25 protein-coding genes and 1 pseudogene are annotated in these 25,161 nt (G+C 58.6%); 12 read left to right on the top strand and 14 right to left on the bottom strand.

Annotation, left to right across the window (positions count from 1 at the left end; all coding sequences use genetic code 11):
* The first annotated feature begins 176 nt into the window (after positions 1-176).
* Both ACIQUI_RS16075 and ACIQUI_RS16080 read left to right on the top strand, forming a co-directional pair.
* Complete coding sequence (locus ACIQUI_RS16075) at positions 177-1,031, top strand: Tim44 domain-containing protein (RefSeq protein WP_403200262.1); 855 nt, start codon at positions 177-179, stop codon at positions 1,029-1,031.
* 114 nt (positions 1,032-1,145) lie between these two features.
* Positions 1,146-1,553, top strand: a complete 408-nt coding sequence (locus ACIQUI_RS16080; protein WP_403200266.1) for an SMI1/KNR4 family protein — start codon at positions 1,146-1,148, stop codon at positions 1,551-1,553.
* Between the two features lie 261 nt (positions 1,554-1,814).
* Here the strand turns inward: ACIQUI_RS16080 and ACIQUI_RS16085 are convergent, their stop codons facing one another.
* On the bottom strand, positions 1,815-3,575 hold the full coding sequence (locus tag ACIQUI_RS16085; protein WP_403200268.1) for a cation:proton antiporter: 1,761 nt from the start codon (positions 3,573-3,575) through the stop codon (positions 1,815-1,817).
* Positions 3,576-3,917: 342 nt separating this feature from the next.
* Between ACIQUI_RS16085 and ACIQUI_RS16090 the strand changes: the two genes are divergently transcribed.
* Complete coding sequence (locus tag ACIQUI_RS16090) at positions 3,918-4,403, top strand: acyl-CoA thioesterase (RefSeq protein WP_003253263.1); 486 nt, start codon at positions 3,918-3,920, stop codon at positions 4,401-4,403.
* Here the strand turns inward: ACIQUI_RS16090 and pdxY are convergent.
* Positions 4,400-5,272, bottom strand: coding sequence for a pyridoxal kinase PdxY (gene pdxY / locus ACIQUI_RS16095; RefSeq protein ID WP_403200271.1), 873 nt, complete (start codon positions 5,270-5,272; stop codon positions 4,400-4,402). The two genes, ACIQUI_RS16090 and pdxY, sit on opposite strands and share 4 nt — an antisense overlap.
* Positions 5,273-5,393: 121 nt before the next feature.
* Here pdxY and ACIQUI_RS16100 point away from each other — a divergent pair, with 121 nt between their 5' ends.
* Positions 5,394-5,786: a DUF3301 domain-containing protein gene (locus ACIQUI_RS16100; protein ID WP_403200274.1), complete on the top strand. Its 393-nt coding sequence runs from the start codon at positions 5,394-5,396 to the stop codon at positions 5,784-5,786.
* Here ACIQUI_RS16100 and ACIQUI_RS16105 read toward each other — a convergent pair whose 3' ends face one another.
* The 3 genes from ACIQUI_RS16105 to zigA are packed head-to-tail and all read right to left on the bottom strand — an operon-like array spanning position 5,787 to position 8,629.
* Positions 5,787-6,758 carry a CobW family GTP-binding protein gene (locus tag ACIQUI_RS16105; protein WP_403200277.1) on the bottom strand — a complete coding sequence of 324 codons (972 nt, stop codon included), beginning with the start codon at positions 6,756-6,758 and terminating at the stop codon, positions 5,787-5,789.
* Between the two features lie 39 nt (positions 6,759-6,797).
* A complete protein-coding gene (locus tag ACIQUI_RS16110; RefSeq protein WP_403200279.1) occupies positions 6,798-7,424 on the bottom strand; it encodes a DUF1826 domain-containing protein in 627 nt (208 codons plus the stop codon).
* Positions 7,421-8,629, bottom strand: coding sequence for a zinc metallochaperone GTPase ZigA (zigA, locus tag ACIQUI_RS16115; protein ID WP_403200282.1), 1,209 nt, complete (start codon positions 8,627-8,629; stop codon positions 7,421-7,423). The genes ACIQUI_RS16110 and zigA overlap by 4 nt, the downstream gene beginning before the upstream one ends.
* A 115-nt stretch (positions 8,630-8,744) precedes the next feature.
* Here zigA and ACIQUI_RS16120 point away from each other — a divergent pair, with 115 nt between their 5' ends.
* Both ACIQUI_RS16120 and folE2 read left to right on the top strand, forming a co-directional pair.
* Positions 8,745-9,125, top strand: a complete 381-nt coding sequence (locus ACIQUI_RS16120) for a glutamine synthetase (protein WP_403200284.1) — start codon at positions 8,745-8,747, stop codon at positions 9,123-9,125.
* 25 nt (positions 9,126-9,150) lie between these two features.
* Positions 9,151-10,056: a GTP cyclohydrolase FolE2 gene (gene folE2 / locus ACIQUI_RS16125; protein ID WP_403200287.1), complete on the top strand. Its 906-nt coding sequence runs from the start codon at positions 9,151-9,153 to the stop codon at positions 10,054-10,056.
* Here folE2 and ACIQUI_RS16130 read toward each other — a convergent pair.
* Complete coding sequence (locus tag ACIQUI_RS16130; RefSeq protein ID WP_403200290.1) at positions 10,040-10,567, bottom strand: DUF3617 domain-containing protein; 528 nt, start codon at positions 10,565-10,567, stop codon at positions 10,040-10,042. The genes folE2 and ACIQUI_RS16130 overlap by 17 nt on opposite strands.
* Positions 10,568-10,699: 132 nt before the next feature.
* Here ACIQUI_RS16130 and cls point away from each other — a divergent pair, with 132 nt between their 5' ends.
* A complete protein-coding gene (gene cls / locus ACIQUI_RS16135) occupies positions 10,700-12,139 on the top strand; it encodes a cardiolipin synthase (RefSeq protein WP_403200293.1) in 1,440 nt (479 codons plus the stop codon).
* Positions 12,140-12,308: 169 nt separating this feature from the next.
* Here cls and cfaB read toward each other — a convergent pair whose 3' ends face one another.
* Positions 12,309-13,496 carry a C17 cyclopropane fatty acid synthase CfaB gene (gene cfaB / locus ACIQUI_RS16140; protein ID WP_403200296.1) on the bottom strand — a complete coding sequence of 396 codons (1,188 nt, stop codon included), beginning with the start codon at positions 13,494-13,496 and terminating at the stop codon, positions 12,309-12,311.
* A gap of 205 nt (positions 13,497-13,701) precedes the next feature.
* Between cfaB and lpdA the strand changes: the two genes are divergently transcribed.
* A complete protein-coding gene (lpdA, locus tag ACIQUI_RS16145; RefSeq protein WP_403200299.1) occupies positions 13,702-15,102 on the top strand; it encodes a dihydrolipoyl dehydrogenase in 1,401 nt (466 codons plus the stop codon).
* Between the two features lie 71 nt (positions 15,103-15,173).
* Positions 15,174-16,082 carry a LysR family transcriptional regulator gene (locus tag ACIQUI_RS16150; RefSeq protein ID WP_403200301.1) on the top strand — a complete coding sequence of 303 codons (909 nt, stop codon included), beginning with the start codon at positions 15,174-15,176 and terminating at the stop codon, positions 16,080-16,082.
* Here the strand turns inward: ACIQUI_RS16150 and ACIQUI_RS16155 are convergent.
* The 4 genes from ACIQUI_RS16155 to ACIQUI_RS16170 all read right to left on the bottom strand — a co-directional run bounded on the left by ACIQUI_RS16155 (position 16,068) and on the right by ACIQUI_RS16170 (position 20,585).
* Positions 16,068-16,838 carry a substrate-binding domain-containing protein gene (locus tag ACIQUI_RS16155; RefSeq protein WP_403200305.1) on the bottom strand — a complete coding sequence of 257 codons (771 nt, stop codon included), beginning with the start codon at positions 16,836-16,838 and terminating at the stop codon, positions 16,068-16,070. The genes ACIQUI_RS16150 and ACIQUI_RS16155 overlap by 15 nt on opposite strands.
* On the bottom strand, positions 16,835-18,133 hold the full coding sequence (locus ACIQUI_RS16160) for an MFS transporter (protein ID WP_403200307.1): 1,299 nt from the start codon (positions 18,131-18,133) through the stop codon (positions 16,835-16,837). The genes ACIQUI_RS16155 and ACIQUI_RS16160 overlap by 4 nt, the downstream gene beginning before the upstream one ends.
* 795 nt (positions 18,134-18,928) lie before the next feature.
* A complete protein-coding gene (locus tag ACIQUI_RS16165; RefSeq protein WP_403200310.1) occupies positions 18,929-19,561 on the bottom strand; it encodes a hypothetical protein in 633 nt (210 codons plus the stop codon).
* Positions 19,562-19,574: 13 nt separating this feature from the next.
* On the bottom strand, positions 19,575-20,585 hold the full coding sequence (locus tag ACIQUI_RS16170) for a hypothetical protein (RefSeq protein WP_403200313.1): 1,011 nt from the start codon (positions 20,583-20,585) through the stop codon (positions 19,575-19,577).
* A gap of 464 nt (positions 20,586-21,049) precedes the next feature.
* On the opposite strand from ACIQUI_RS16170, the gene ACIQUI_RS16175 reads away from it, so the two are divergent.
* The gene (locus ACIQUI_RS16175; protein ID WP_403200316.1) at positions 21,050-21,805 is read left to right on the top strand and encodes a hypothetical protein; all 756 of its coding nucleotides are present in this window, start codon (positions 21,050-21,052) and stop codon (positions 21,803-21,805) included.
* On the opposite strand, the gene ACIQUI_RS16180 is transcribed toward ACIQUI_RS16175, so the two are convergent.
* From ACIQUI_RS16180 to ACIQUI_RS16190, 3 genes are read right to left on the bottom strand one after another with little or no spacing between them, the layout of a single operon-like run.
* Positions 21,756-22,391: an ATP-binding protein gene (locus ACIQUI_RS16180; RefSeq protein ID WP_403200319.1), complete on the bottom strand. Its 636-nt coding sequence runs from the start codon at positions 22,389-22,391 to the stop codon at positions 21,756-21,758. The two genes, ACIQUI_RS16175 and ACIQUI_RS16180, sit on opposite strands and share 50 nt — an antisense overlap.
* Before the next feature lie 16 nt (positions 22,392-22,407).
* Entirely contained in the window at positions 22,408-22,980 is a 573-nt protein-coding gene (locus ACIQUI_RS16185; RefSeq protein ID WP_403200323.1) for a hypothetical protein, read from the bottom strand.
* A complete protein-coding gene (locus ACIQUI_RS16190) occupies positions 22,973-23,812 on the bottom strand; it encodes a bis-aminopropyl spermidine synthase family protein (RefSeq protein ID WP_403200326.1) in 840 nt (279 codons plus the stop codon). The genes ACIQUI_RS16185 and ACIQUI_RS16190 overlap by 8 nt, the downstream gene beginning before the upstream one ends.
* A 405-nt stretch (positions 23,813-24,217) precedes the next feature.
* Here ACIQUI_RS16190 and ACIQUI_RS16195 point away from each other — a divergent pair, with 405 nt between their 5' ends.
* Positions 24,218-24,526 carry a hypothetical protein gene (locus tag ACIQUI_RS16195; protein WP_403200328.1) on the top strand — a complete coding sequence of 103 codons (309 nt, stop codon included), beginning with the start codon at positions 24,218-24,220 and terminating at the stop codon, positions 24,524-24,526.
* 370 nt (positions 24,527-24,896) lie between these two features.
* Positions 24,897-25,154: pseudogene (locus ACIQUI_RS16200) on the top strand (DUF1761 domain-containing protein); the annotation flags it as partial.
* Positions 25,155-25,161 lie beyond the last annotated feature (7 nt).

The raw sequence follows: 25,161 nt of genomic DNA on the forward strand, positions 1-25,161 counted from the left end.
TTGCCTGCTTCGCGGGCTTGCCCGCTCCCACAGGGATTGCGCCAACATTCAGAGTGCCAGTCCTGCTCACTTGGTAACATCCAGGCAAAAGCTCGAAACATTATGTCGCTGGTCATGTGCACGGGAACCTGTGCACCATGACGCGCGTGCAATCCACAACAGGGGATATCCCAACTATGCAACGTTTTCTTAGCATCGCACTGGCGCTCTGCGTCGGCCTGACGCTGAGCCTGGACGCCAACGCCAAGCGTTTCGGCGGCGGCAAGAGCTCGGGCTCCGCGCCTATCCACCAGACCCGTCAGGCTACGCCAACCGCGCCTGCCGCCGCGCCGACCGCACCTGGTCGTGCAGCCCCGGCCGCCAGCGGTGCTTCGCGGTGGTTGGGCCCACTGGCCGGCCTGGCCGCCGGTGGTCTGCTGGCGTCCATGTTCATGGGCGACGGTTTCGAAGGCTTCCAGATCATGGACTTCCTGATCGTGGCGCTCATCGCCTTCCTGGTGTTCCGCTTCATCGCCGCACGTCGTCGCCAGCAACAGCCACAAATGGCCATGCCAGGCCATGCGCCGATGCAGCGTGAGACTCACGCGCAGCCTGCCCAGCCGTCGATCTTTGGTGGTTCCGCTGCGCCTGCCGCCGCAGCCGCTCCGGTGATCAACGCCCCGGCATGGTTCAACGAGCAAAGCTTCCTGGCTGCCGCCCGTAACCACTTCCAGTCGCTGCAGCAGCACTGGGATGCCAACGAAATGGATAAGATCGCCGAGTTCGTTACACCGCAAATGCTCGAGTTCCTCAAGCGCGAGCGCGCTGAACTGGGTGACGGCTTCCAGTCCACCTACATCGACAACCTCGAAGTACAACTCGACGGTGTCGACGACCGCGCTGACCGCACCGACGCCACCCTGACCTTCCGTGGTGTGTCGAAGAACTCGCGCTTCGACCAGGGCGAAGCGTTCAGCGAAAGCTGGCACATGGTTCGCGCCCCAGGCGAGAACCAGCCTTGGCTGGTGGCCGGTATCCGTCAAAACGGCTAACTGCTGCGTGCTGCACAAAAAACCCCGGGCCTGTCCCGGGGTTTTTGCTTTTGCCAGAGTGGCCTACTAGGGTATAACGCGCAGCGTTTTCATCTAGGTCAGAGGAAGTGAACCGTGGAAGAAGTGATCGAACAACTCCGTGAAGCCAATGAACCGGTACCGGTGCCCCTGGAGCTTCCCGACGAGGACCAGCTGGTCGAGATCGAAGAAGAGCTGTTCATCAACATTCCGTTCGTGTTCAAAGAGTTCCTACTGACCGTCAGTGACGTGGTGTATGGCTCGCTGGAGCCGGTGACTGTCACCGACCCGCAGTCGCATACCTACCTGCCGGACGTCGCCGCCAACGCCTGGGATGCCGGCGTGCCACGTGAGCTGATCCCGCTGTGCCAGGACGGCGACAACTACTACTGCGTCGAGGAAGACGGCACCGTGGTGTTGTGGGAAGCGGAAGAGGAAATTGTTGGCGAAGACAGCTGGGAATCGGTGTGGCACTGGGCGCGAGATGTTTGGCTGGAGAGCTGATCTTCACCCTCTATTGAGCCGTTGCCTGTACTGGCCCTATCGCCGGCAAGCCGGCTCCCACAGGGACCCCACAAAGTTCAGGCAAGTGGTAAACCTGTGGGAGCTGGCTTGCCAGCGATAGGGCCGGTACAGGCGCAGGAAAACTCATGGCCCAATGCCATCAATGAAGCTAGAATCGCCAGGCTTTCTGCGCCTGGCGACATTGCTACCGCTCCATCCCCTCGGACGACGATGAAATCTTGCGCAGGGAGCATTGCCCCCTCAGTGCGTGTTCTCGCGACTGTTCTCCAGTGTCTCCAGCAAGGCAATCTGCATGCGCGTATGCACGCGGATGAACCAGCGCCACAACAACGCCACCACCACCGCAGCCACCACGGCAATCACCAACAGCAACTCACTGGTCGGCAGAATGCTCGCCGACAATGCCGAAAGCAGCAGGAAAATCACCAGCAGCGACAATAGCGGGATGACCTCGGCAATCACACGGCGCACACGCTGGGTATGCCGCCCGGCCATTTCCGGCTTCACGCCCATCTCCGCCAGCAGCATCGACAGTGCCTTGAGCTTGCGATAGGCGGCAATCAGGAAGGGCAGCGACAGCAACAGCGCCGCCCCCCAGATCATCGCCTTCTGCTGGCTGACATCGCCAACCCACTGACTGAGCCAGTTGCCGATACGCCCTGCGAAGTAGCCACCACTGAAGAAGATGGCGACCACCAGCGCCAGGTTCACGCCCACTTGCAACAGGATGCGCCGGATCATCGCCGCCAGCATGGCACCCTCGCCCTGTGGCTGGATGTTGCGCAGCCACTCGCCATACAACGAGAGCACCCGCGCCAGGCGGCTGGGCACTATATTGCCAAGCTTTTGCGACAACGGGTCGGCCGCGCGGATCAGGTACGGCGTCAACAGCGTGGTGATAGCCGATACGGCCACCGCCACGGGGTAAAGGAAGTCGCTGGTCACCTGCAAGGTCATGCCCAGCGCGGCGATGATGAACGAGAACTCGCCAATCTGCGAAAGCCCCATGCCGACCCGCAACGAGGTACGCCCATCATTGCCGGCAATAAACGCCCCCATGCCGCAGGACAGCATCTTGCCCAGCACTACCGCCAAGGTGATGACCACGATCGGCCAGGCGTAATCGACCAGCACCTGAGGGTCGATCATCAGGCCGATGGCAACGAAGAAGATGGCGCTGAACATGTCGCGCACCGGCTCGATCAGGCGCTCGATTTTCAGCAGCTGACGCGACTCGGCCATGATCGCGCCAATCAGGAAGGCGCCCAGCACCATGCTGTATTCAAGCTTCACCACCAGCAGGCAGAAGCCGAAGCACAGGCCCAGCACGGTAATCAGCAACATTTCGTTGCTTTCGAACTTGGCCACATAGGCCAGCAGGCGCGGCACCAGCAGGATGCCAATGACCAAGGCGACGATCATGAACAGTGACAGCTTGCCGACGGTGGAAAACACCTCGCCCGAGCTGACCGTGCCGCTGACGGCGATGCCCGACAACAGCGCGATGATACCGATACCCAGGATGTCCTCGACAATCAGTACGCCGAAGATCAGCTGGGCAAAGCGCTCGTTCTTCATCTTCAGGTCATTCAGCGCCTTGACGATGATGGTGGTCGAGGAAATGGCCAGGATGGCACCGAGGAACAGTGAATCCATGGTGTTCCAGCCGAACCAGCGGCCGATCTCGAAGCCGATCCAGATCATCAGCACGATTTCCAGGAACGCCGCGATAAACGCGGTAGCGCCCACCTTGAACAACTTGCGCAGGCTGAACTCGAGCCCCAGGCAGAACATCAGGAAGATCACCCCCAGCTCGGCGAGGGTCTTGATGGTGTCCTCGTCATGGATCAAGCCGAACGGCGGGGTGTGCGGGCCAATGATGAAGCCGGCGACGATGTAACCCAGCACCACGGGCTGCTTGAGCCGGTGAAAAAGAATGGTGACCACGCCAGCGACCAGCATGATGACTGCCAGGTCCTGGATGAAGCTGATGGCATGCATGGCGTGATACTCCTTTTCTCGTCTTTTTCTGGATGCCTGGGCAGACCGCTCCTCTGCCAAGGCAAACCCGAGCGAGCAGCAAGTACATACTGTATTGAATGCAGGAAACCCCATGTTGCATGGGCGTACTCAGGTTAACATCGCACCCCGCCGCAAAAAGCCGGTGCAATATGCAGAAACAGATCGGCTGGAAACGCGCCGCTGATGGCATGATCAGCGTGACGATGGCGCGTCAGCCAACGTCCCGTATCAGCAAGGCAAATTCAAAAGAGGGGAACAGAAGTGTCAGCAGATAACGCCCTCCATTCGCCCGATTCAGCGCAACCTCACCGTGAGCACACTATGGAACCTGGAAACGCCCAGCTGAGCATGACCGTCCTGATGACCCCGGACATGGCCAACTTTTCTGGCAACGTACATGGCGGCACCCTGCTCAAGTACCTCGACGAAGTGGCCTATGCGTGCGCCAGCCGCTATGCCGGCAGCTATGTGGTGACCTTGTCGGTCGACCAGGTAATCTTCCGCGAGCCCGTGCACGTGGGTGAACTGGTGACCTTCCTGGCGTCGGTCAACTACACCGGCAACACCTCGATGGAGGTCGGCATCAAGGTGGTGACCGAGAACATCCGCGAGCGCTCGGTGCGCCATTCCAACAGCTGCTTCTTTACCATGGTCGCGGTCGACGACAACCGCCGCCCGGTTCCGGTACCGCCGCGCCAGCCGCACAGCAGCGAAGAAAAGCGCCGCTTCCTGCAAGGCCAGCAGCGCCGCCAGATCCGCCAGGAACTGGAGAAGCGCTACCAGGACCTGAAAACCGACGCTATTTAAAACGCCAGCAACTGCGCCTCGAAGCGTACCCGTGGATGGGCGATGCGGTCCTGGGCCCGCACCAGCTGCAGTTCGTAGCTGGCGCAGGCCTGGGTTTCCAGCAAAACCTCATGCACTGCGGCAGCGGTGTACTCGAATGCCTGTACCCAGCTGTCGCCGAGCAGCACGCGCGCCAGGAACAGGCCCGAGGTAAGGTCGCCCACCCCCACCGGCTGCCGTGGGAACGCCAACAGCGGACGGCGCAGGTGCCAGCTTTGCTCGGCGGTCACCAGCAGCATCTCGAACTGGTCTTCGCCCCGCCCGGGGTAAGCCAGGTGCTTGACCAGCACCACCTGCGGCCCACGCTGCAGCAGGCTGCGCGCCATGCCCACGCAATCCTCCAGCGACTGCGCGCGGCGCCCACAGAAGCTGTCCAGCTCCAGCTGGTTGGGGCACAGGATATCGGCCCGGGCCGCCGCCTCGTCGAGCAGGAACTCGCTGACTTCCTGTGGCACGATGCAGCCCTTCTCCGGGTGCCCCATGACCGGGTCACACAAGTACAAAGCCTTCGGGTTCACCGCCCTGATCCGCTCGACCCCGGCCAGGATCGCCCGCCCCTGCTCGGCACTGCCCAGGTAGCCGGAAAGCACCGCATCGCAGTGCCCCAGCTCGCCGATGTTGGAAATACCTTCTACCAACGCAGGAATTTGCGCCGGGGCAAGCACTTCGCCCGCCCACTGGCCATACTGAGTGTGATTGGAGAACTGCACGGTATTGAGCGGCCAGACATTGACCCCGATACGCTGCATGGGGAACACCGCGGCGCTGTTGCCGGCGTGGCCGAACACCACATGAGACTGGATGGCGAGCAGGTGCGGGGTACGTTTCATGCGGGAGGTTTCCAAAGCTGTTTCAAAGGATTGTGCGCAACGCAGTATGAACTCGATTGCCACCTGTACGACAGGCCAGGGACGCAGTTAAGCTGGATCTACCTGTTTGGAGCATATGCAAATGTTGACCCTGGAGAACCTCTTCGTCCTGATGCTGGTAGCCACGGCAGGCGCCTGGTTGTGGCACAACCATGGGTTGCGCGAAAAAGCCCTGGACCGGGTCAAACAGCATTGCGCCAAGCTCGACCTTGAGCTGCTCGACGACGCCGTCGCGCTGAAGCGCATCGGCTTTGTCCGTGATGCCAATGGCCGCAAGCGCCTGGCACGCATCTATGCCTTCGAGTTCACCGTCACCGGCGAGCAACGCCACCCCGGTACCGTGACCCAGTTCGGCGCGCACAGCGTGCAGATTGAGCTGGCGCCCTACCCGTTCGAAATCAAGACCCCGCCACGTACCGACAACGTCATCGAGATGCAGCAGTGGCGACAGGAACACAATCGCTGGCGCAACTGATCAGTTGACGCGGCATTCGCTCAACCCGGCCTGCAATGCGGGTTGCGATTGCGGCTGATCAAAAATCAGCTCGATACGTGTATCCCTGCGCCAGTCGCTAGGCTGCCAGTCAGGCATGGTTCCGTTCAGCCCGTTGAATGATTGCCAGCCTTCCTTGCTGTGGATAACACCCTTTGCGCGGCGCCATGGCCAAGCGCGCAAAAACGCCTGTAGGCGCTGTGGATAAAAACGCTGCGCAGGGTGCCAGCGCCAGCCAATGCTCCAACCTCCCTCCCCCTCCTGGGCAAGACAGATCGGCTGGCCGGGGTCTGTCCACACTATTGATGGGGCTCGCCCAAGATTGTCGACAATCCTGTTTTCATCAAATGGGCTGTCGACAATCTTTGCGCACCCACCTGGAAGGCTTGATAAAGGCACCTGACCTTGTACGGACCAGAGTATGTGCTTGTCATTAAATTTATTAGTTATCAACAACTTAGATATTTCATCCACAGCCTCTGACTTATTGAAAACCACGCTTGGGGACGCGTTGAAAGCCTCTTGCTGGGCCTCCGGAAGCGGCTCATTTCGCGCCATGGATTGCGCATCGACAACCATCAGCAATGGCTGGATTGTCAGCACTCCAGCCCAAGGGGCCTGCTGTAATTGAGCAAGTAACTGCAGCGGGTGACCCAGCCCGGACGGCTCGATAAACAGCCGGTCAGGCCGGGCTTTGCGCAACAACCGGCCCAGGCCCACCTGGAACGGCATACCGTTGACGCAACACAGGCAGCCGCCTGCAACCTCTCCGATGGCGATGCCATCTTCGTCACGCCTGAGCAAAGCCGCATCCAGCCCAACCAGGCCGAATTCGTTGATCAATACCGCCCAGCGTTCGTTGTCCGGGCGCTGGGCCAGCAAGTGGCGGATCAGGGTGGTCTTGCCGGCCCCCAGTGGGCCGGCAATCACATGGGTGGGAATGTTCTGCAGCATGGGATGGCTTCAGGCGGGGTGGTAGCTCACTATGCGCCGTCAGGCTAGCCAGTCAAGGCTGAGCAGCAGGCGCCCCTGCTGGCCCGAGGGTGAGCGGTGTACCAGGCCCGCGCCCTCATTGCCCTGCCACTTCTCGCCTTTAAGCACAGCCACCTCGCCAGCGTGCAGATGCTGAATGTTATCCACAGGCGAAAGTGCTGTGTGTAACTCACCCCGTGGGCTCTCCTGCTCTCGCAGCCACTCGCTACCCGGCCCTATGTAAGTGGTGAGCAGCCGCACAGGCACGTTATCCACATGGAAACGCGGGCACATGGGGCCGGCCAGTACCCGCAAGCGCAAACCGACCCGCCGCGCACCCACCAGGCAGGCGTAGGCAGCCACCAGCCAGGTCACATCGGCTACGAAGGCTTCGTAGCCCTGCAAGTCGGCCGCTTCACGCAGAAGGTCTGGCAAAACCGGCATCCGTTGCTCGTCCACATCGATTACGCGCTGATCTGCAAGCGGTTGGCCAAGGCTGACCACCAATTCGGCAAAATCCTCCAGCTGTGGCGGCAAGCGCCGGCGCCAAACCGCCAGGTTCACGCCATCTCGTAATACTTCGGTAAGCACCTGAGGCGTTTCACCGAACACCTGAAAGATGTCCACAGGCCGTAGCGCCGGGTTCATGCAGCTTGCTCCTGGTGCCAAGGGCCAAATGGATCGTCCAGGCGCAACCAACCCATGTGGCCCAAGCCCATTTCTTCATCCGTCAACAGGCATGCATCAAGCATTGTGGATAACTTTTCGAAGTCGATATTCTGCCCGATGAACACCAGTTCCTGCCGGCAGTCACCGGTCTCTGCGGTCCAGTGTTTCAAGATCTCAGTGGTGTTATCCACATCCTGGGGCCACTGCTCTCGCGGTACAAATCGCCACCAGCGACCCGCCAGGCCATGGCGCATCATGCCACCCGCCTGGGACCAGCTACCGGCTTCCTGATACTTGCTGGCCAGCCAGAAAAAGCCCTTTGAACGCAGCAGCCGACCATTGCTCCAGGGCTTGTGGATAAAGTCGAAAAAGCGTTGTGGATGAAGCGGTCGCCGGGCCTGCCAGGTGGTGGCCGCAATGCCGTACTCCTCAGTCTCCGGTACATGCTCGCCGCGCAATTCTTGCAACCAGCCAGGCGCCTGGGCAGCCTGATCGAAGTCGAACAGGCCAGTGTCCAGGATGCGTGCCAACGGCACCTGGCCCATGACCATGGGCACGATCTGCGCCCGGGCATTGAGGCTGCGCAAAATGGCCATGAGCTCATCGCGCTCGTGCTGGCTGATCAGGTCGATCTTGCTCAGCAGCAGCACGTCGGCGAACTCGACTTGTTCGATCAGCAGGTCGCTGATCGAGCGCTCGTCTTCCTCACCTAACGTTTCGCCACGGCTGGCCAGGCTGTCTGCTGCCTGGTAATCGCGCATGAAATTCAGGCCATCGACCACAGTGACCATGGTGTCCAGGCGTGCCATGTCGGACAGGCTGCGGCCCTGCTCGTCGCGAAACGTGAACGTCTCGGCAACCGGCAACGGCTCCGAGATCCCGGTGGACTCGATGAGCAAATAATCGAAACGGCCTTCTTCTGCCAGCCGTGCCACCTCTTCGAGCAGGTCTTCACGCAGTGTGCAGCAGATGCAGCCGTTGCTCATCTCGACCAGTTTCTCTTCAGCGCGGTTAAGGCTGACGTTGCGCTGCACCTCGCTGGCGTCGATGTTGATTTCACTCATGTCGTTGACGATCACCGCAACCCGCAGGTTGTCGCGATTACGCAGCACATGGTTGAGCAAAGTGCTCTTGCCGGCGCCAAGAAAGCCGGACAGCACGGTGACGGGGAGACGATTGGACATGGCGAAACCTCTTCAGGCGAGCGCATTCGAAACGATGCATTGCACAATGTTATAAAGTAACAATACAATTTCGCCAAGCCGTTCTCGACGGACGCGTATTCACCGGGGGTGAAAAATGAACCTGCCACGCGCCATGGTGTTGCTGATGCTCACCATGCCCACTTCGCTGTTCGCCATGCCAAAGAGCAGCCCGTTGGCGATGTGTACCCGCAGTGCGACATTGCTTGCCTGCCAGGATGGCAAGGGCAGTTACTACAGCGTACGCAGCGATGGCAGCACGTTCTACCTGCGCGGCTATGACTTCGGCAGCCGGCGCCTGTGGGCACAAACCAACAGCCGCTATGGCACGTTGACCTTTTTTACCGGCCTGGCCAGCGATGGCGAAGCCTGGGTGGGTTACAGCCGTCGCGTTGGCTGGACAACCCTGAACCGCGTATCCAGCTCCAGCGGGCAGCGCTTCAAGCTGCATTGCAGCTTGGTAGGCGGTTGCCAGTGATGACTCTTTTTGTTTGGAATTCCAGATGACTCAGCTCAAGCTCCCCGACATCGCTGCACAAACCCTGGAGTACACCTTGCCATTGGACTGGGTGGGCATGTGCGGGATCGCCTTGCCTGTGCACTTCGAAGGGCGCACCGCAGCCGCCAAAATCGATGCGGGGGTAAGCCTGGTAGACGGCAGCTCACGCGGCATCCATATGTCGCGGCTTTACCTTGCCCTGGAGTCATTGGAGCACCAGCCCCTCACCCCGCTAACAATCAGGCAGCTACTGGCTGATTTCCTGAGCAGCCATGAAGGACTTTCTTCGGCAGCCTACCTGCGCCTGCGCTTTGAGCATCTGCTGAAAAGGCCGGCCTTGATCAGCCCACTGGCAGGCTGGAAAAGCTACGCCGTAACGGTCGATGCACGGATAGAAAATGAAATGTTCCACGTGGAACTATCTGTTTCCGTACCCTATTCCTCTACCTGTCCATGCTCGGCTGCGCTTGCACGGCAGTTGATTCAGCAGCAATTCATGGACGACTTCAGCGAGGAGCAGGTTGAAAAGTCCGCAATATTGCGGTGGCTTGGTAGCGCCGAAGGTATTGTGGCGACGCCCCACAGTCAAAGGAGTACCGCGCAAATCCAGATGCGGCTACGCAGCAACCAACACGTTTTACCTATCACTGAACTGATCAATTGCGTTGAAGCAAGCTTGGGGACCGCTGTGCAGACTGCGGTGAAACGAGCGGACGAACAAGCCTTCGCCTTGGCCAACGGGCAGAACCTGATGTTCTGTGAAGACGCCGCACGAAGGCTACACAAAGCACTACGGCAAATGGAATGGAGCACGGCCTTCAAGCTGCGCGTTGAGCATGCAGAAAGCCTGCATGCTCACGACGCCGTCGCCACCAGCCAATGGCAATGGGATGTCAGCTGCGCGGTTTGACCGTGCCACAATCATTGCCCAGCCACACCGCACGGGTGTTCATGCTGCCTTGCTGCTGCACACCCGAAGCGTTGAAGGTACCACTGACCTGAGTGGTGAATTCCCGATCGCTCAGGAAGGTAGCCTGGCCAGTACCCTGCGCCTTGGGGCAGCTGAACTGAAACTTCCAAACATTACCTGTACGGTCGGTGATCTTCTGGGTACAACCTGACTTCGGGTCCTGCAAAGGGATATCGTTGGTCGCCACCTGCTCGGGCGTCAGGCAGGAACGCACGCCGTTGCCACCCACAGCCACCCCTTGTTTGGCCAACACCCCCTCCATCATCGCGCGCTGCTCTGGCGGCAGGTTTTTCAACTGACTGAGCATGAACTGCATGTCGGGTAACGGCTTGCCATCGACCTGCATGTTGCTGGTAGTCAGCTCCCACAAACCTGGTTGCAGCATCTGGGCATGCACCAGCGGGCTGCTCACAGCTAGGGCCAACGCCAACACTGGCAGACGAATCTTCATGGACGATCGCTCCTGGAAAAAGCCGGCCAAGCGGGCCGGGCTGAACCTTGGACGCCAAATCCACCTTCAGGTTGCAAGGCGGACCGGGAACGTGTTCTGTTAGCTCAAGTGTACTCGGCAAGCAGGATGCATATGGATTACCACAGCCCCTACTTTTTTGGTTACCTACTCGGCCTGATTCACCTACTGGGTATCGTCGCCGCACTGCACGCGATCTTTACCGTGCGTACCGCCCAAGGCGCCATCGCCTGGGCCATGCCCTTGTTCTTCATCCCCTACCTTACGTTGATCCCCTATCTGGTTTTTGGCGCCCGTTCGTTCTATGCCTACATCAAGGCCAGGCGCCAGGCCAACCAGGAAATGCACGTGGCCATGGCCAACCTCAACTGGCGGCCTTGGGTGGAAGAGGCCCTCACCGCCCGTGAATCAGAAAGCTACGCAGCCTTGCGCGCCATGCCCAAACTGGGGCGCATGCCTTGCCTGGCCAACAACGAAGTGAAATTGCTGATTGATGGAAAAGCCACTTTCGATGCCATCTTCGCCGCCATCGACAAAGCCCGCGATGTGGTGCTGGTGCAGTTCTTCATCATCCATGACGACAACCTCGGCAAGGCATTACAGCAACTGCTGTTGCGCAAGGCTGCCGAAGGGGTGCTAGTCTTCGTGCTTTACGACCGAGTCGGCAGCCATGCATTGCCAGCCAACTACAGCCAGCAACTGCGTGACGGTGGTGTACAAATCCATGCCTTCGCCACTCGCCGCGGCTGGTTCAACCGCTTCCAGGTGAACTTCCGTAACCATCGCAAGATTGTGGTGGTGGACGGCCTGCTCGGTTTCATCGGTGGCCATAACGTGGGCGACGAATACCTCGGCGAGCACCCACAGCTTTCCCCCTGGCGTGATACCCATGTGCAGATCAGCGGGCCAGTGCTGGCCTGCCTGCAGGAGTCATTCGCCGAAGACTGGTACTGGGCCACGCGCCAGTTACCGCCGCTGATCCTGCCGGATACCTACCCAGATAACGGCGTGCTTTGCCAGGCCTTGGCCAGCGGCCCGGCCGATCCACAGGAAACCTGCTCACTGTTCTTCCTCGAAGCGATCCATTCGGCTACCCGACGGGTGTGGATCACCAGCCCCTATTTCATCCCAGACGAGGCAGTGTTCGCCGCCCTGCGGCTGGCGGTACTGCGTGGGGTTGATGTGCGGGTACTGATCCCTTCGCGGCCAGACCATCGTGTTGTCTATGCCGCCTCCAGCCTGTTCGCCTTCGAAGCGGTACGCGCGGGGGTGCGTATGTTCCGCTATCAGCCGGGCTTTCTGCACCAGAAGGTGGTGCTGGTGGATGATGACGTCAGCGCCATCGGCAGTGCCAACCTGGACAACCGCTCGTTCCGTCTGAATTTCGAGATCACCCTGCTGACCGTCGACCGCAGCTTTGCAGACCAGGTTGAGCACATGTTGATAAATGACTTTGAGCAGTCGCGGGAAATTACGGCGGAGGATAGCCGCGACACTCATCGGCTGCAGCAATTGGGGATGCGGATTGCACGGCTGATTTCGCCGATTCTTTAAGCATCGATAAGCCCAGGTTTTAAGCAGATACCTGTGGGAGCGGGCTTGCCCGCGAAGAATCCAGCGCGGTGCATGGCACCGGCTGCGCCGGTGTTCGCGGGCTTGCCCGCTCCCACAGGGTCCCTGCTAAATCAGTAAGTGATGTGCAGTCCTATGAGTGCGGGATGCGTTATCCGCGATACAGGTCCTCGCGGGTCCAGGGCAGGTCATGATGCCCATCGGCATACGGCTTGACCGCCAGAATCTGATGCAGATTGATCCATCCCTTCTGGAACGCATAAGCACACCCGGCCAGGTACAGCCGCCAGATTCGCAAGGTCTTCTCCGGCACCAGCGCCGCCGCCTTGTGCAGCTGGTTCTCCAGGTTCTCGCTCCAGTGGTGCAGGGTTTTGGCGTAATGCAAACGCAGGCTTTCCACGTCCACCACCTCCAGCCCTGCTTCACAGATGCTGGCGGTGATCATCGACAAGTGGGGTAGCTCGCCATGGGGGAATACATAGCGGTCGATAAACTCACCCGCACCGCGCCCAACCGGCCTGCCATCAACGTGCTTGGCAGTGATGCCATGGTTCATTACCAGCCCCCCTTCCCTCACTGCCCCGAACAGCTTTTGGCAATACAACGGTAAGTTGGCATGCCCGACGTGTTCGAACATGCCAACACTCACAACCTTGTCGAAGCGTCCATCCTGTGGCAGGTCGCGGTAGTCCAGAATCTGCAGCTCGACCTTGTCGGCCAGGCCTTCGGCTTTGACTCGCTGGCGGCCGAGCTTTAATTGCTCCTTGCTCAAGGTAATGCCGAATACCTTGGCGCCATATTCGCGTGCAGCGAACCGTGCCAGCCCACCCCAACCGCAACCGACATCGAGCAGGTAGTCACCCGCGTCCAACCGCAGCTTGCGGCAAAGGTGGTCGAATTTATCCTGCTGCGCTTGATCCAGCGTGTTGTCAGGTTCACGGAAGTAGGCGCACGAATAGGCCATGTCCTGATCCAGCCATAGCTGGTAGAACGCGTTGGAAACATCGTAGTGATAGGAAATGGCTTCGGCGTCAGTGTGCTTGTCATGAGACAGGCGTTGCGGCAGCTGTTCATCTTCCTCGGTGAACAGCGCTTCACTCAGCTCGTCGCATACACGGATGGCTTCACCAATATCGCCTTCCAGCTCCAGCTTGCCTTCGACGAATGCAGTGCCCAGCTGTTCCATGCTTGGGTGGGTCAGCTGGCCGATCAGCTGTGGCTCCTTGACCAGGATAGTGACCTGGGGGCTTGGTCCCAGATCGAACTGGTTACCGTCCCACAGTTTCAGCCGCAGCGGCAGGTGCAAGCTCTGAAGTGCCGGTGGAAGTTGCGCAAGCATGAACGACCCTCCTGTCCGAAATTGGCCACGACGCCTGATATTTCGAACGTCGCCGGATCAGAGTAGTTCATTCGTGGGAGCTTTCCTCTAAACAAGACCATGGTCTAGAACCAACTGATCTTATCCACACAGTGGATTGTATACAATTCTTGCGTCTCGGCTTAACCTTGTGCCCCTCTCGCTTTCTCATCCTGGAGTTGAACCCATGAAATCCTATGACGTGGTGATCATCGGCGGTGGCCCTGGCGGCTACAACGCAGCCATCCGAGCGGGCCAGTTGGGCCTGAGCGTCGCTTGTGTTGAAGGCCGCTCGACCTTGGGCGGCACCTGCCTGAACGTGGGCTGCATGCCCTCCAAGGCACTGCTGCATGCCTCCGAACTGTACGAGGCCGCCAGCGGTGAAGAGTTCGCCCACCTCGGCATTGAAGTAAAGCCCACCCTCAACCTCGCCCAGATGATGAAACAGAAGGACGAGAGCGTGACCGGCCTGACCAAGGGCATCGAATACCTGTTCCGCAAGAACAAGGTCGACTGGGTCAAAGGCTGGGGCCGCCTGGATGGCGTCGGCAAGGTTGTGGTGAAAGCTGAAGATGGCAGCGAAACGGTGCTGCAAGCCAAGGACGTGGTCATTGCCACCGGCTCCGAGCCTACCCCTCTGCCGGGCGTGACCATCGATAACCAGCGCATCATCGATTCGACCGGCGCGCTGTCGCTGCCGCAAGTGCCCAAGCACCTGGTAGTGATAGGTGCCGGCGTGATCGGCCTGGAGCTGGGTTCGGTGTGGCGTCGCCTGGGTAGCCAGGTAACCGTTATCGAATACCTCGACCGCATCTGCCCAGGTACCGACACGGAAACCGCCAAGACCCTGCAAAAGGCACTCGCCAAGCAAGGCATGGAGTTCAAGCTGGGTAGCAAAGTCACCCAAGCCACTGCTACTGCCGATGGGGTTAGCCTGACGCTGGAGCCTGCCGCCGGCGGCAGCGCAGAATCGCTGCAGGCCGACTACGTGCTGGTAGCTATCGGCCGCCGCCCTTATACCAAAGGGCTGAACCTTGAAAGCGTGGGCCTGGAAACCGACAAGCGCGGCATGCTCGGCAACCAGCACCACCGCACCTCAGTGCCAGGTGTATGGGTGATTGGTGACGTCACTTCCGGCCCGATGCTGGCGCACAAGGCCGAAGACGAGGCGGTAGCCTGCATCGAGCGGATTGCCGGCAAGCCGCACGAGGTCAACTACAACCTCATCCCTGGGGTGATCTATACCCGCCCGGAGCTGGCCACCGTGGGCAAGACCGAAGAGCAGCTCAAAGCCGAAGGGCGTGCCTATAAAGTAGGCAAGTTCCCCTTCACCGCCAACAGCCGTGCCAAGATCAACCATGAGACCGAAGGCTTCGCCAAGGTCATCGCCGATGCCGAAACCGATGAAGTCCTCGGCGTGCATCTGGTGGGCCCAAGCGTCAGCGAGATGATCGGCGAGTTCTGCGTGGCCATGGAGTTCTCGGCCTCGGCAGAAGACATCGCCCTCACCTGCCACCCGCACCCCACCCGCTCCGAGGCCCTGCGCCAGGCGGCGATGAATGTGGATGGCATGGCGATGCAGATCTGATGCTGCTAGCTCCGCCGGTTTTTTCGAAATACCATTGATGCACGCTTTCGATCAAACCAGCGGAGCCTTGGGTGAGCATCAATTTCGACCTGAACGACTTGCAGGCCTTCCGCGCCGTGGTCGAACAAGGCAGCTTCCGCCGCGCTGCGGATACCATCCGCATCACCCAGTCGGCCTTGAGCCGGCGCATCGAAAAGCTGGAATCAGCGCTTGGCGTGAAGCTGCTTGAACGCACCACGCGCAAGGTGTCGCTGACCAACCTTGGGCGCGCCTTCCTGCCCCAGGTCGAACGCCTGCTCGACGACCTGGACCTGGCCTTGCTCAGCGTCGGCGACGGGGGTGCGCTGCGCACCGGTTCCCTGACTATCGCCTGCGTGCCTTCAGCTGCTTATTATTTCATGCCCCACGCGATCCGCGCCTTTCACTCGCAGTACCCGAAGGTGCGCATCAACCTGCACGACGCCTCCGCCAATGATGTCAGCGCCGCCGTGGCCTCAGGCGAAGCCGACTTCGGCCTGAGCTTCACCGGCAACCTCGCCCCAGAAATCGAGTTCAGTGTCTTGCTCGAAGAGCGCTACGTCATCGCCTGCCGGCAGGATCACCCGCTGGCCGGGCAAACGCAGGTGACCTGGGCGCAAGCCTATGCGCATGACTACATCACATTGGGTAAATCATCAGGGAACCGCCTGGTGCTGGACCGGGCGCTGGCCGGGATGCCCGTCAGCAAGAACAGCGTGTGCGAGGCCAGGCACGTGACGACCCTGCTGGGTCTTATCGAAGCCGGCCTGGGTATCGCCGCGGTTCCGTCGATTGCCTTGCCGATGACGCCGCACCCGATACTCGCCAGCGTTGCACTGGTCGAGCCGGAGGTAACCCGCAAGATGGGCCTGCTCAAGCGCCGCGGCCGCACATTGACGCCCGCGGCACTTGAAATGATAAGGCTGATTCGCGAACTCCCCGGGGTTCTACCGGGCCACTGAATCCAGCCCGGTAGCACGCACGGTGGGTTGCACGTCGGGGGAAGCCAGGTAGTTCAGCAACTGCCTGGCCTCGGCAGGGTGCCGTGCGTTCTTCGGAATGCCAGCAGCGAAGCGTGTTACCGACTGCAAGCTTTCTGGAATCTTGCCAACGTATGTAACGCCCGGCACCGGCAGCAATTCGGCAACCTGCTGGAAGCCCAGTTGGTAGTCGCCCTTGGCGACCTGCGCCGCCACGGGTACGCGCTCGACCATGGTGCTCTTGCCCGCCAACTGGTCGTGGATACCCAACTTTTTGTAAAGCTGGTTCTCGATGTACACACCGCTGGCGCTGTCCGAGTAGGCCACGGATGTGGCTGCAAGCAACGTCTGCTTCAACTCGGCGGCGGTGCCGATCGCAGGTTTCGCCTGCCCTTCCCGAACCACCAGGCCAATACGCGAGTCGGCCAGTTCCACACGCGATACCGGATCGACCTTACCCTGGCGAATCAGCTCATCCAGCGCGTAGCCGACCATGATGACCACATCAGCGTGCTCACCCCGTGCCAGTCGATTGGGAATGGCCTCGGCGGCCTTGCCCATGGACGGGCCCAGAACCGTGACCAACGTATCACCGCTGCGGGCTGCGTACTGCGGCCCAAGCTGCTTGTAGGCAGCCGTGAAGCCACCCGAAGTCATCACCGTAAGCTCGGCCGCCTGGGCAAGGCCACAGCCGGCCAGCAAGGCAACACACAGCAAAGCACCGATCGATCGTTTCATGCGGCCACCGCTGCACGAGTGGCCAACCGATGGTACAGCAGCCAGGTAGCGACGAACGCACAGAAAGCGGCAAACATGAGCCAGTAAGCAGGGGCAGCCTTGTCACCGGTTGCGTGAATCATCCAGGTCGAGATGGCAGGGGTGAAGCCGCCGAAGATGGCAGTTGCCAAGCTGTACGCCAGCGAGAAGCCGGCCACCCGTACTTCCACGGGCATGATTTCGGTCAGCGCCGGAATCATCGCACCGTTGTACAGGCCATAAAGGAACGAGAACCACAACAGCACTTCGAGCATATGCCCAAAGCTTGGTGCCTGCGCCAGAAACGACAGCGCAGGATACGCCGTGAGCACGGTCAGTAGCGACATCGCAGCGAGCAGCGGCTTGCGCCCGAAGCGGTCGCTGAGCATGCCACCAATGGGCAACCAGACGAAATTCGACACCCCCACCAGCAAGGTCACGATCAGCGCATCGCTGGTGCTCAGTTGCAGCACGGTCTTGCCGAAGGTCGGGGCATACACGGTGATCATGTAGAAGGCAGTGGTGGTCATCGCCACCATCAGCATGCCGAGCAACACCACGCTAGCGTTGGCGAACAGGGTGGCCAGCACTTGCTTCATGCTCGGTCGATGCTTGCGGGCGGTGAATTCTTCGGTCTCCTGAAGATTACGGCGCAACAGGAAGATCATCGGGATGATCAGGCAGCCCAGGGCGAACGGTACGCGCCAGCCCCACTGGGCGATCTCGGCGGCACTCAGCCACTGGTTGAGGGCAAACCCGAGCGCTGCGGCGACGACAATCGCCACCTGCTGACTGGCGGACTGCCAACTGGCATAGAAACCTTTATGCCCAGGCGTTGCCATTTCGGCCAGGTAAACTGAAACCCCGCCAAGTTCGGCACCGGCGGAAAAGCCCTGCAGCAAACGCCCTAGCAGTACCAGTGCCGGCGCCCATAGGCCAATGCTGGCGTAGCCGGGCACCAGCACGATCAGCAGTGTGCCGCTGGCCATGATCGCCAAGGTCACGATCAGCCCTTTGCGGCGGCCGACATCATCGATGTAGGCACCCAGGATCACCGCCCCCAGCGGACGCATGAGGAAGCCTGCGCCAAAGGCTGCGAAGGTCATCATCAGCGAGGCGAACTCGTTGGATGCCGGGAAGAATGCGGCAGCGATATGGGTGGCATAGAAGCCGAACAGGAAGAAATCGAACTGTTCGAGGAAGTTTCCGGATGTGACTCGAAAGACCATCCCGGCCCTGGACTTACCCGCAGGCAGCGGATGTGACGGCAGACTCATAGGTGCATCTCCAGCGTTTCTTGAAATTTGTAAGTGCTTGTTGCTGGAATGATCGGGCAAAGTCGCGCTGGGGATAATCGTTGAATTCTCATCAATTGATGCGCATGTGCGATCAATAATGCGCTGAAACAAAAAAGCGGCTGCTGGCATCACTGCCGGCAGCCGCTGTTGCTGATTAATAAACTTTGTCACAAATACCCTTGATTTTCGCGGCTTAGCAGGGATGTTCCTCCGGGTAAAGCGATAATAAAGGTTGTCACAAAGCATCGTGCTTCAGAAATTCTCGGGGTTTTTCGTTTAATAAATGTTGTCACAGCGAAGGATCGGCCTCTAAAAAATCACAGGAATGTATCGTGTAAAACCCAAGAAAAATTATGATGGTATCTTTTACCGATGGTGTGAACCGGACACATGGTGGACTAATTTGAGAGAATTAAAGCTGTCGCAGGAGCCGGTGAGATTTCCCATACCGGCTCTTGCTAAGCCTTCCGATATGCGGAGCATTTTATTGAGGAAGATTACTCTCAAGGTGTTGCCATCTGGTCTTGGCCGCACCTTGAGAATCTGATACGCGATCCATATTTTGCAGATATCGTCCGCGAGAAAAGGACACCGCGTCATTATCGGTGCTGTAATCCGGCCGACTCCCATCTCAGCGATGCAGCTGCTGCACGCGGGGGTAAACAAAGAGGATTTCGACGCTTATCTGGTCGAGGCTATGAAGCCTTTACTGTTAGCGAGTGAGTCACTGAATGGGTATTGCTCCTTGCAGGTCTAGCTTGAACGATTGCCCCCCTAAAACGGTGGACCATCGTTCAGCAGATCACCCAGTGTTTTCTTCACATGCCCCTTATACGATTCAAGCCCGGCGAGAACACTGTCAGGTGCGGCAGGTGCAGAAACGCCGAAAACGTTGGTCAGTGCCTTGTCGACCGTTGGATTTGATCGAACGGCGTGCTGGGTGTGTCCAGGGTCTATCTGGGTGAACCCTTGCAAGAGTGCCTCCAGCATGATGATCTTGCCCGCTAAAGCTTGAGAACAGTAGGCGTCTTGTAGCCCGCCAAGCCCGGCAAGTGCTCGTTTATCGCCGGTAAGCACTCTTGCGTTGTCCGCGCTGGCAGCTGTCGCGAAGAGAAGAGCCTCCCCGGTATCAATGCCGGGCGAGCCGTTCAGTCTCTCAAGGAGTTCAACGTCAACAGGCTCTGTCGAGGCGGGCACCGCGGCATCCAGAAATGCCTCGACTCGGCCAGCGACTTCTTCTGTTTTGCACAGCTCCAGGCGATTCCGTTTAGGGAGCAGCTTGTATCTTGCAGAGTCCAGCGCGATCAAATCAGCCGGGCCTGGAAAGAGAGATATCAGGTGTTCCAGAATTCCGTATTGAGCCAGCTTCAAGATCACATCGTTGTCGACGAAGAGTTTGAGCGCCATTACGAAATCCTTTTCAACCTGGCATAACGCGGTGAAGTAACGCTGCTGTGTCGCTGGGAAGCACGTTTTCCCTGAGGCAACGCCATGCAAGGTGGTTGACGATTGTGCCTGCTGGCTCCAGTCCGGCTTGCATCATGTTGAGCGCTGCAATCGCCATCGGCCATGCGTCGTTGTGCTTGGCGTAATTGAGCACGATGTGCCCTGGGTCCACCTGGTTCGCGGTCCCGTAGGCCATGGCGGCTTCGACGAGGCCGCCAGCGCTTGCGCGTCTACCCTCTGCACCGTAGGTAGCGTTTTCGCGACCATTTAGCATTGTGATCGCAAATCGATCAGCTGCTTGCTCATCTTCATCGGGGTCGTCCAGCGCGTAGGACTCGGTGCCTAATGTCTCGTCGACCAGGATTTCGTCCGGTTCAATATGCCCAAGAGCACAGTGACCGATTTCATGAGAGATGATGAACGATTGCCAGGCCCAAGAAGTGCTTTTCTTCGAGAGAATGATGACGGGACGGCCCTCGACGTGAGTGACCATCCCATCCATCTTGGGAAGCCCGTCACCAACATTATCGAGATAGATGACTGGAACACCGTGCCGCCAGCAAGCTTGAAGCAAATTCCGCAGCCCCAGCCACTTACCGGGCTCATGCTTGAGTATCTCCGCCCGTAGTTCCAGAGGATCTTTAGGAAACGGCGTGTAGGGGACGGGCGTGGCGTAAGCGGCAGACTCGGCCGCAAACATCGCCAAAGAAGTCGCAGCACTCAGATTGCGGGAGCGATTTGGAATCGACCGCTTGTACTTGACGTCGCGCCGGCGCAAATCTTCGAGTCCAGGAGACTCCGAGACCAGAGGGCTGACGCGAAGCCCCAAGCGTTTGGCCAGAATGGATGCAACCTCAAGAGTCGCACCGGAGTCCTGTAATACGTCAGGAGTCACCCATTCAGGGAGGAGGGAATGCTGAAATTCCCGTGGGTAGCCCGCAGATTCCAGCACCCCGAAAATTCGGTCGATTTGTGTGGCCGGCATGTCGACCTCCCTTTGCGTTGCTCTTAGCCCTCAGGCGTCGAGTGATTATGTACATCAAGTGCCTTGAGGCTCCGGAGTACCTTAATCAGCGCCCGGGCATGCTCATCTGAGCCATCCCATAGTGCCATTATCGCACCCTTGAGCTCTGTCTCCAATGACTCCGAAGGACCCGGCTTGGGCAATTCATTTAGGCCGTAAAATCGGCACAGCTTATTGAATTGATCGCTTGCTCGCCGACGAACTGTAGGCTTGTTGCGAAGCCTCCAGATCGTTGGTTGAGAAACACCGCTATCCCGAGCAATTTGACCATCACTCCGCGTGTCCTTCCTGAGAACAGTGAGCAGCTCATCGTAAGCAATTTTCATGGGTGAGTTATTCATGTTATTCACTATATGCGTATTCAAATTGAAAGTGAATAGATGATTTGGTACACTCATGGTGTAACCACCCTAGGAATCACCCGCATGCTCCCTTCAACTTTCTGCTGGACCAAAATGGGCGTTGAGTCAGGCGAGGGCCTCGATCTCATTATTCGCCGCAAGGATTGGGAGCGTCAGTTGGGGGATGGGCTGTTCTTCTGGGGAATTGGGCAGTCTCTCGGTGAGAATGCTCGGGATGCTGCCGCGTCGGTTAATGGCGACATGAAGGTCGTGTTTTCGCCGATGGCCAGTAAGGCCAAGGACATTGATGTCACGCCAGGCGATGTCTTCGTATGGAACAGCTGGGTCGACGGCGCCGGCAAGCACCATCCCCTACCAGCGCATGTGTTGGTCACGAGCCGCGCTGACCTGCCATCTGGTCGGCGCAAGACCAGCCATTATGCTCTGGTGTGCAAGTCAGCCACTCCTTTGGCGGGGACGACTGAGCTTGAAGTGACTGCGGCATTTCTGCGTAACTTCTCAAGCGACAAGTCGTTGGGTGCTTCTCAAGTAACTGCTGTCGTTCGCAACGCGGAATATGCCCTCACTGGAAATGTGGCCAAGAAGTATGCGGTAAGTTTCGTTGCGGATATGGAAGCGCCGTACTCAGTCCAGCTCTCGAATCCAGAGCTTCTGTCTCGCTCGGATGTCCAGGACATTGGCGAGGTTTCAGCTTCGGGAAACCTCAGTGATTGGGGACGTCTGGTCTCTCGCTTGCGCAGCAAGCGCAAGCCAGAAAGCCGCGCGCCTTTCACGCTCGATTTGTTCGGTATGGATCAGGGGTTGCCTGCGACAGCGTGATATCTGGAATTTTGGCGACCTTCATGAAGTTAGTCATCACATCGTGCCCAGGCAGCGCAGCGTCCAGGAAGTAAAGCGAAGCACCAGATTCAAACGCATAGGTCCATGCCACTTGGCATTGCAGGTCGACATGGCGATTTAGGTCGAAGCGCGATGGCAGCGGTCGTCCGGCGGCATCCGCTTTGATACGAGCTTCAAGAGTGGCAGCGTCTGCGTACAAGCAGGTGATAACGTCTGGGGATAACCGAGACAGCATCTCTTTAGTGAACGGCGTAACCCTAAAGCCGAACTCCTCGATAGTCACTGGGTGCGAGTCAACGACGAGGAATCCATCGCGCTGTCTGAACGACGTAGCCTTTTCGATCAGTTGCTCGTCGACAAGCGCGACATCCTCTCTAGTGATGATCTTGGCGGACTGCTCTCGCATGTCGTTCTGGGTCAATTGCCCTACTCGCGCTGAGGTCACACGAGCAAGCTCCAGACTGTAGGTGAACACCTCTACGTCCTTTGCATAAGCGGCCACACGGGCAGTTAGTGTTGATTTTCCAGTCGCCGGAGCGCCTGTCAGGTAGATGATCTTCCCCATCTCGGTGCTCCCTGCATTACCGAAGGAATACGGCAAACGGATCCTTTACCCGAGCTATCAGCCCGATTTGCTTGATGATGCGCTGTTCCGGCGGTGGTGGAATATCCAGCTCGTTGTAAATCAGGCAGCCCTTGTCGTTCTGACCTTTGATGTATTCCGAAGCCAGCTTACCTCGGGATTGCCCCAAGCCAACCTCGAATTCCTTTAGATTGACCTCGAACTCATCCACCTCCAGATCATCCAGCACCAAGGCGAACCGTGAGCCGCGCACTTCGATACCTTTAGGGACGGCCTGCCAGTCAACTCCATCCTCCGAGTATTGAGACGCGGCGACTGGCGGAGCGGAGTGTTTGGAGTTCATTTCGTTCATGATGATGAGCAGGTGTCTGCCGGCTTGGGCCATGGACCTACCGAAGGGCTGAACCATCGTCCGTGGATGGCATGAGCTACCGCCATAGCCCCAAAAAATCGATCCGGCTTCTTCGTACTCTCTTTTTTTCCGGCGCACGATGTCTTCCAATGTCTCGGAGGCGTGAAGGCCAACCTTCATGAAGATCACGCCTTGGCCATTCTCAAGTGGATTAGGCATCTGGTACCTCCTTGTACTGTTCGAGGGTGTATCTCTGGTCCGCTTCTTTCGCCACGTTGAGAGTCGGCGTCTCGCGCACGTATTGATAGGTGAGAGGGTTGTTCTTGCCGTAGAAGTTCCGAAGGCGCGCTGAGGAGAGCTTCTCGGACGACTTCTCCATTAGCCCCGGTTCAACCCGTCGAAAAAGGCAGGAACATGAACGCAGGTCGGGCGCGTCATCCAGGTGGTATAGGTGTAACTGCGGGAGCATTTCCGCTACGACGTAGCCCAGCTCGATGGCTCTTTTCTGGGTGTCTCGAAGCACCTCCTGCGTCCAAGCAAGCTCCGGATCGTCTGCAATGACTACGATCCCCAGACCTTTCGCATTGGTGGCCTGGCTGCCGCGCTCCAAGAAGGCGGTGACGCTCTGACCATCATTACTTGCACCCCATGGCGGGTTGATATGGAACCCGTCATATGCTCCAAAGTGCTCGCTCGGTAGTGGGTCGGCGACGTTATACAGTTCCGCAGTGATATGGACTTTGTCGGCCAGCTTCTCCCCGAAACGCCGAACAGAATTGACAATGCGCTCATCGAAGTCGAGCAAAGTGATCGATGACGGGCCGTAGTCTACGACCTCTTGAGCCTTCAAATGAGCTGCCGAGAGAGCGATGCCATCTCCGTCTCCGACGAAGACTACCTTCTTACCATTGAATACCCTGGCCACGTACTCAGCCTGAATGACCATGTCGGCCACTTTCATGTAGATCTGATCAAATTCCCGCAGCGGTGCGGGGCGATTCATTACTACGTCTGAGATGCTGTTGATGGCACGCCGCAAATCGAATTTCACCTTCGTCTCCTTGAGTCACTGCTATGCCTCCTTGGCAACCGGCGAGCACCAAGTGCTGGCCAAGGGCTAGCCCAAGAATAGTATTGGGTCCATTGTCATGGAAGGCCGGCGCTGCGGTTATTTTCCGGCTTGGCCAGCCACTGGTCGGCAAAGGGGCTGTTCCTAACGAAGGGGCGCATCCTTGTACCGGTGAATGCATTTGAGCTGGATGAGTCATTCACTCGACAGAGCGTGGTGTTCCACGGCATGAATCGGCTATCTGTGGATACACGTATTTGTGCAGTTCGAGTCTTGATGAATGCAGGTCTTAGCCCAAATCTGATTGACCAGTGGGCTGCTGACTGCGCCTAACCGGCATTGCCGGCAGCGCGTTTTTTGAGCCAATCGCTTGTGGAGATGCTGGCAATGAAAATCACTGGGCCAGTACAAGTGGAAAGCGTGGTCGATGTCATGTGCGACGTATGTGGCACCTCGACGCGCGTCGAGGAAAGCGGCTACCAATTCGGGACGCTAAAAGCGCACTGGGGATATGGCACCCTGCATGACGGGGAGCGATATGAGGTCCATCTCTGTGAACCGTGCTTCTTCCGAACGTTGGCAAATCTCAAGGAGCAACGTCGAGCGGAACACCTGTTTAGCGATCATCCACCGGAACACTCCAGCGATCTTGGCTTCGTTGCCAATAACGACTTTTTCAAGGAGTCCGGTCGCTGAGGTGCAAATGAAGGGGCGTCGGAAGGTCAAAACTGACAAGTGGCTGATTCGGGATCAACTGATCCGGGAAGCGCGAGCCATCCTCTTTTCCCGATCTGAGACCGCCGGGCGCTTTCTACGTCTCGCGGTACAGACAACTCCTGAAGAACCTGTTGGGATACTTGCAGGTAGCCGGAAGGCGATTGAAGGGTGCTTGAAACGCCGCCCTGACAAGCTCTGACCGTTGATAGCCGCTTATCATCAATACGTCCCGTGAGAGCTGTCTCTGATCGGCAAACTATTGCGTGCTTGTATTCGCTGTTGCCACCACGCTGTCAGCAGCCCCTTTGTAGAGTCGCGCTTCTTTTTGCTCACACTCTCAGAGGACACCATGCTCGAAGCCTTCACCCGTATTTACCCTTTGGCCGTCGTTGTCGCCGGCATCGCTCACACCGTGTTGGGCGGTATCTGGTTCGGCCTGCTTTTTGGCAAGCCCTATGCCGCCTCGCTGAAACTGGCGGCGGACGCGATGAAGAAACCCTCGGCTCTGTTCATCGTCGGGCCGTTCTTTTACAGCCTGGTTACCATTCTGACCAGCGCATGGTTGCTGAATGCGCTGGGCATCAGCCGCATGCAGGATGCTGTGTTGCTGGGCC

The sequence above is a fragment of the Pseudomonas sp. NPDC090592 genome, from assembly GCF_044769185.1.
Taxonomy (GTDB): domain Bacteria; phylum Pseudomonadota; class Gammaproteobacteria; order Pseudomonadales; family Pseudomonadaceae; genus Aquipseudomonas.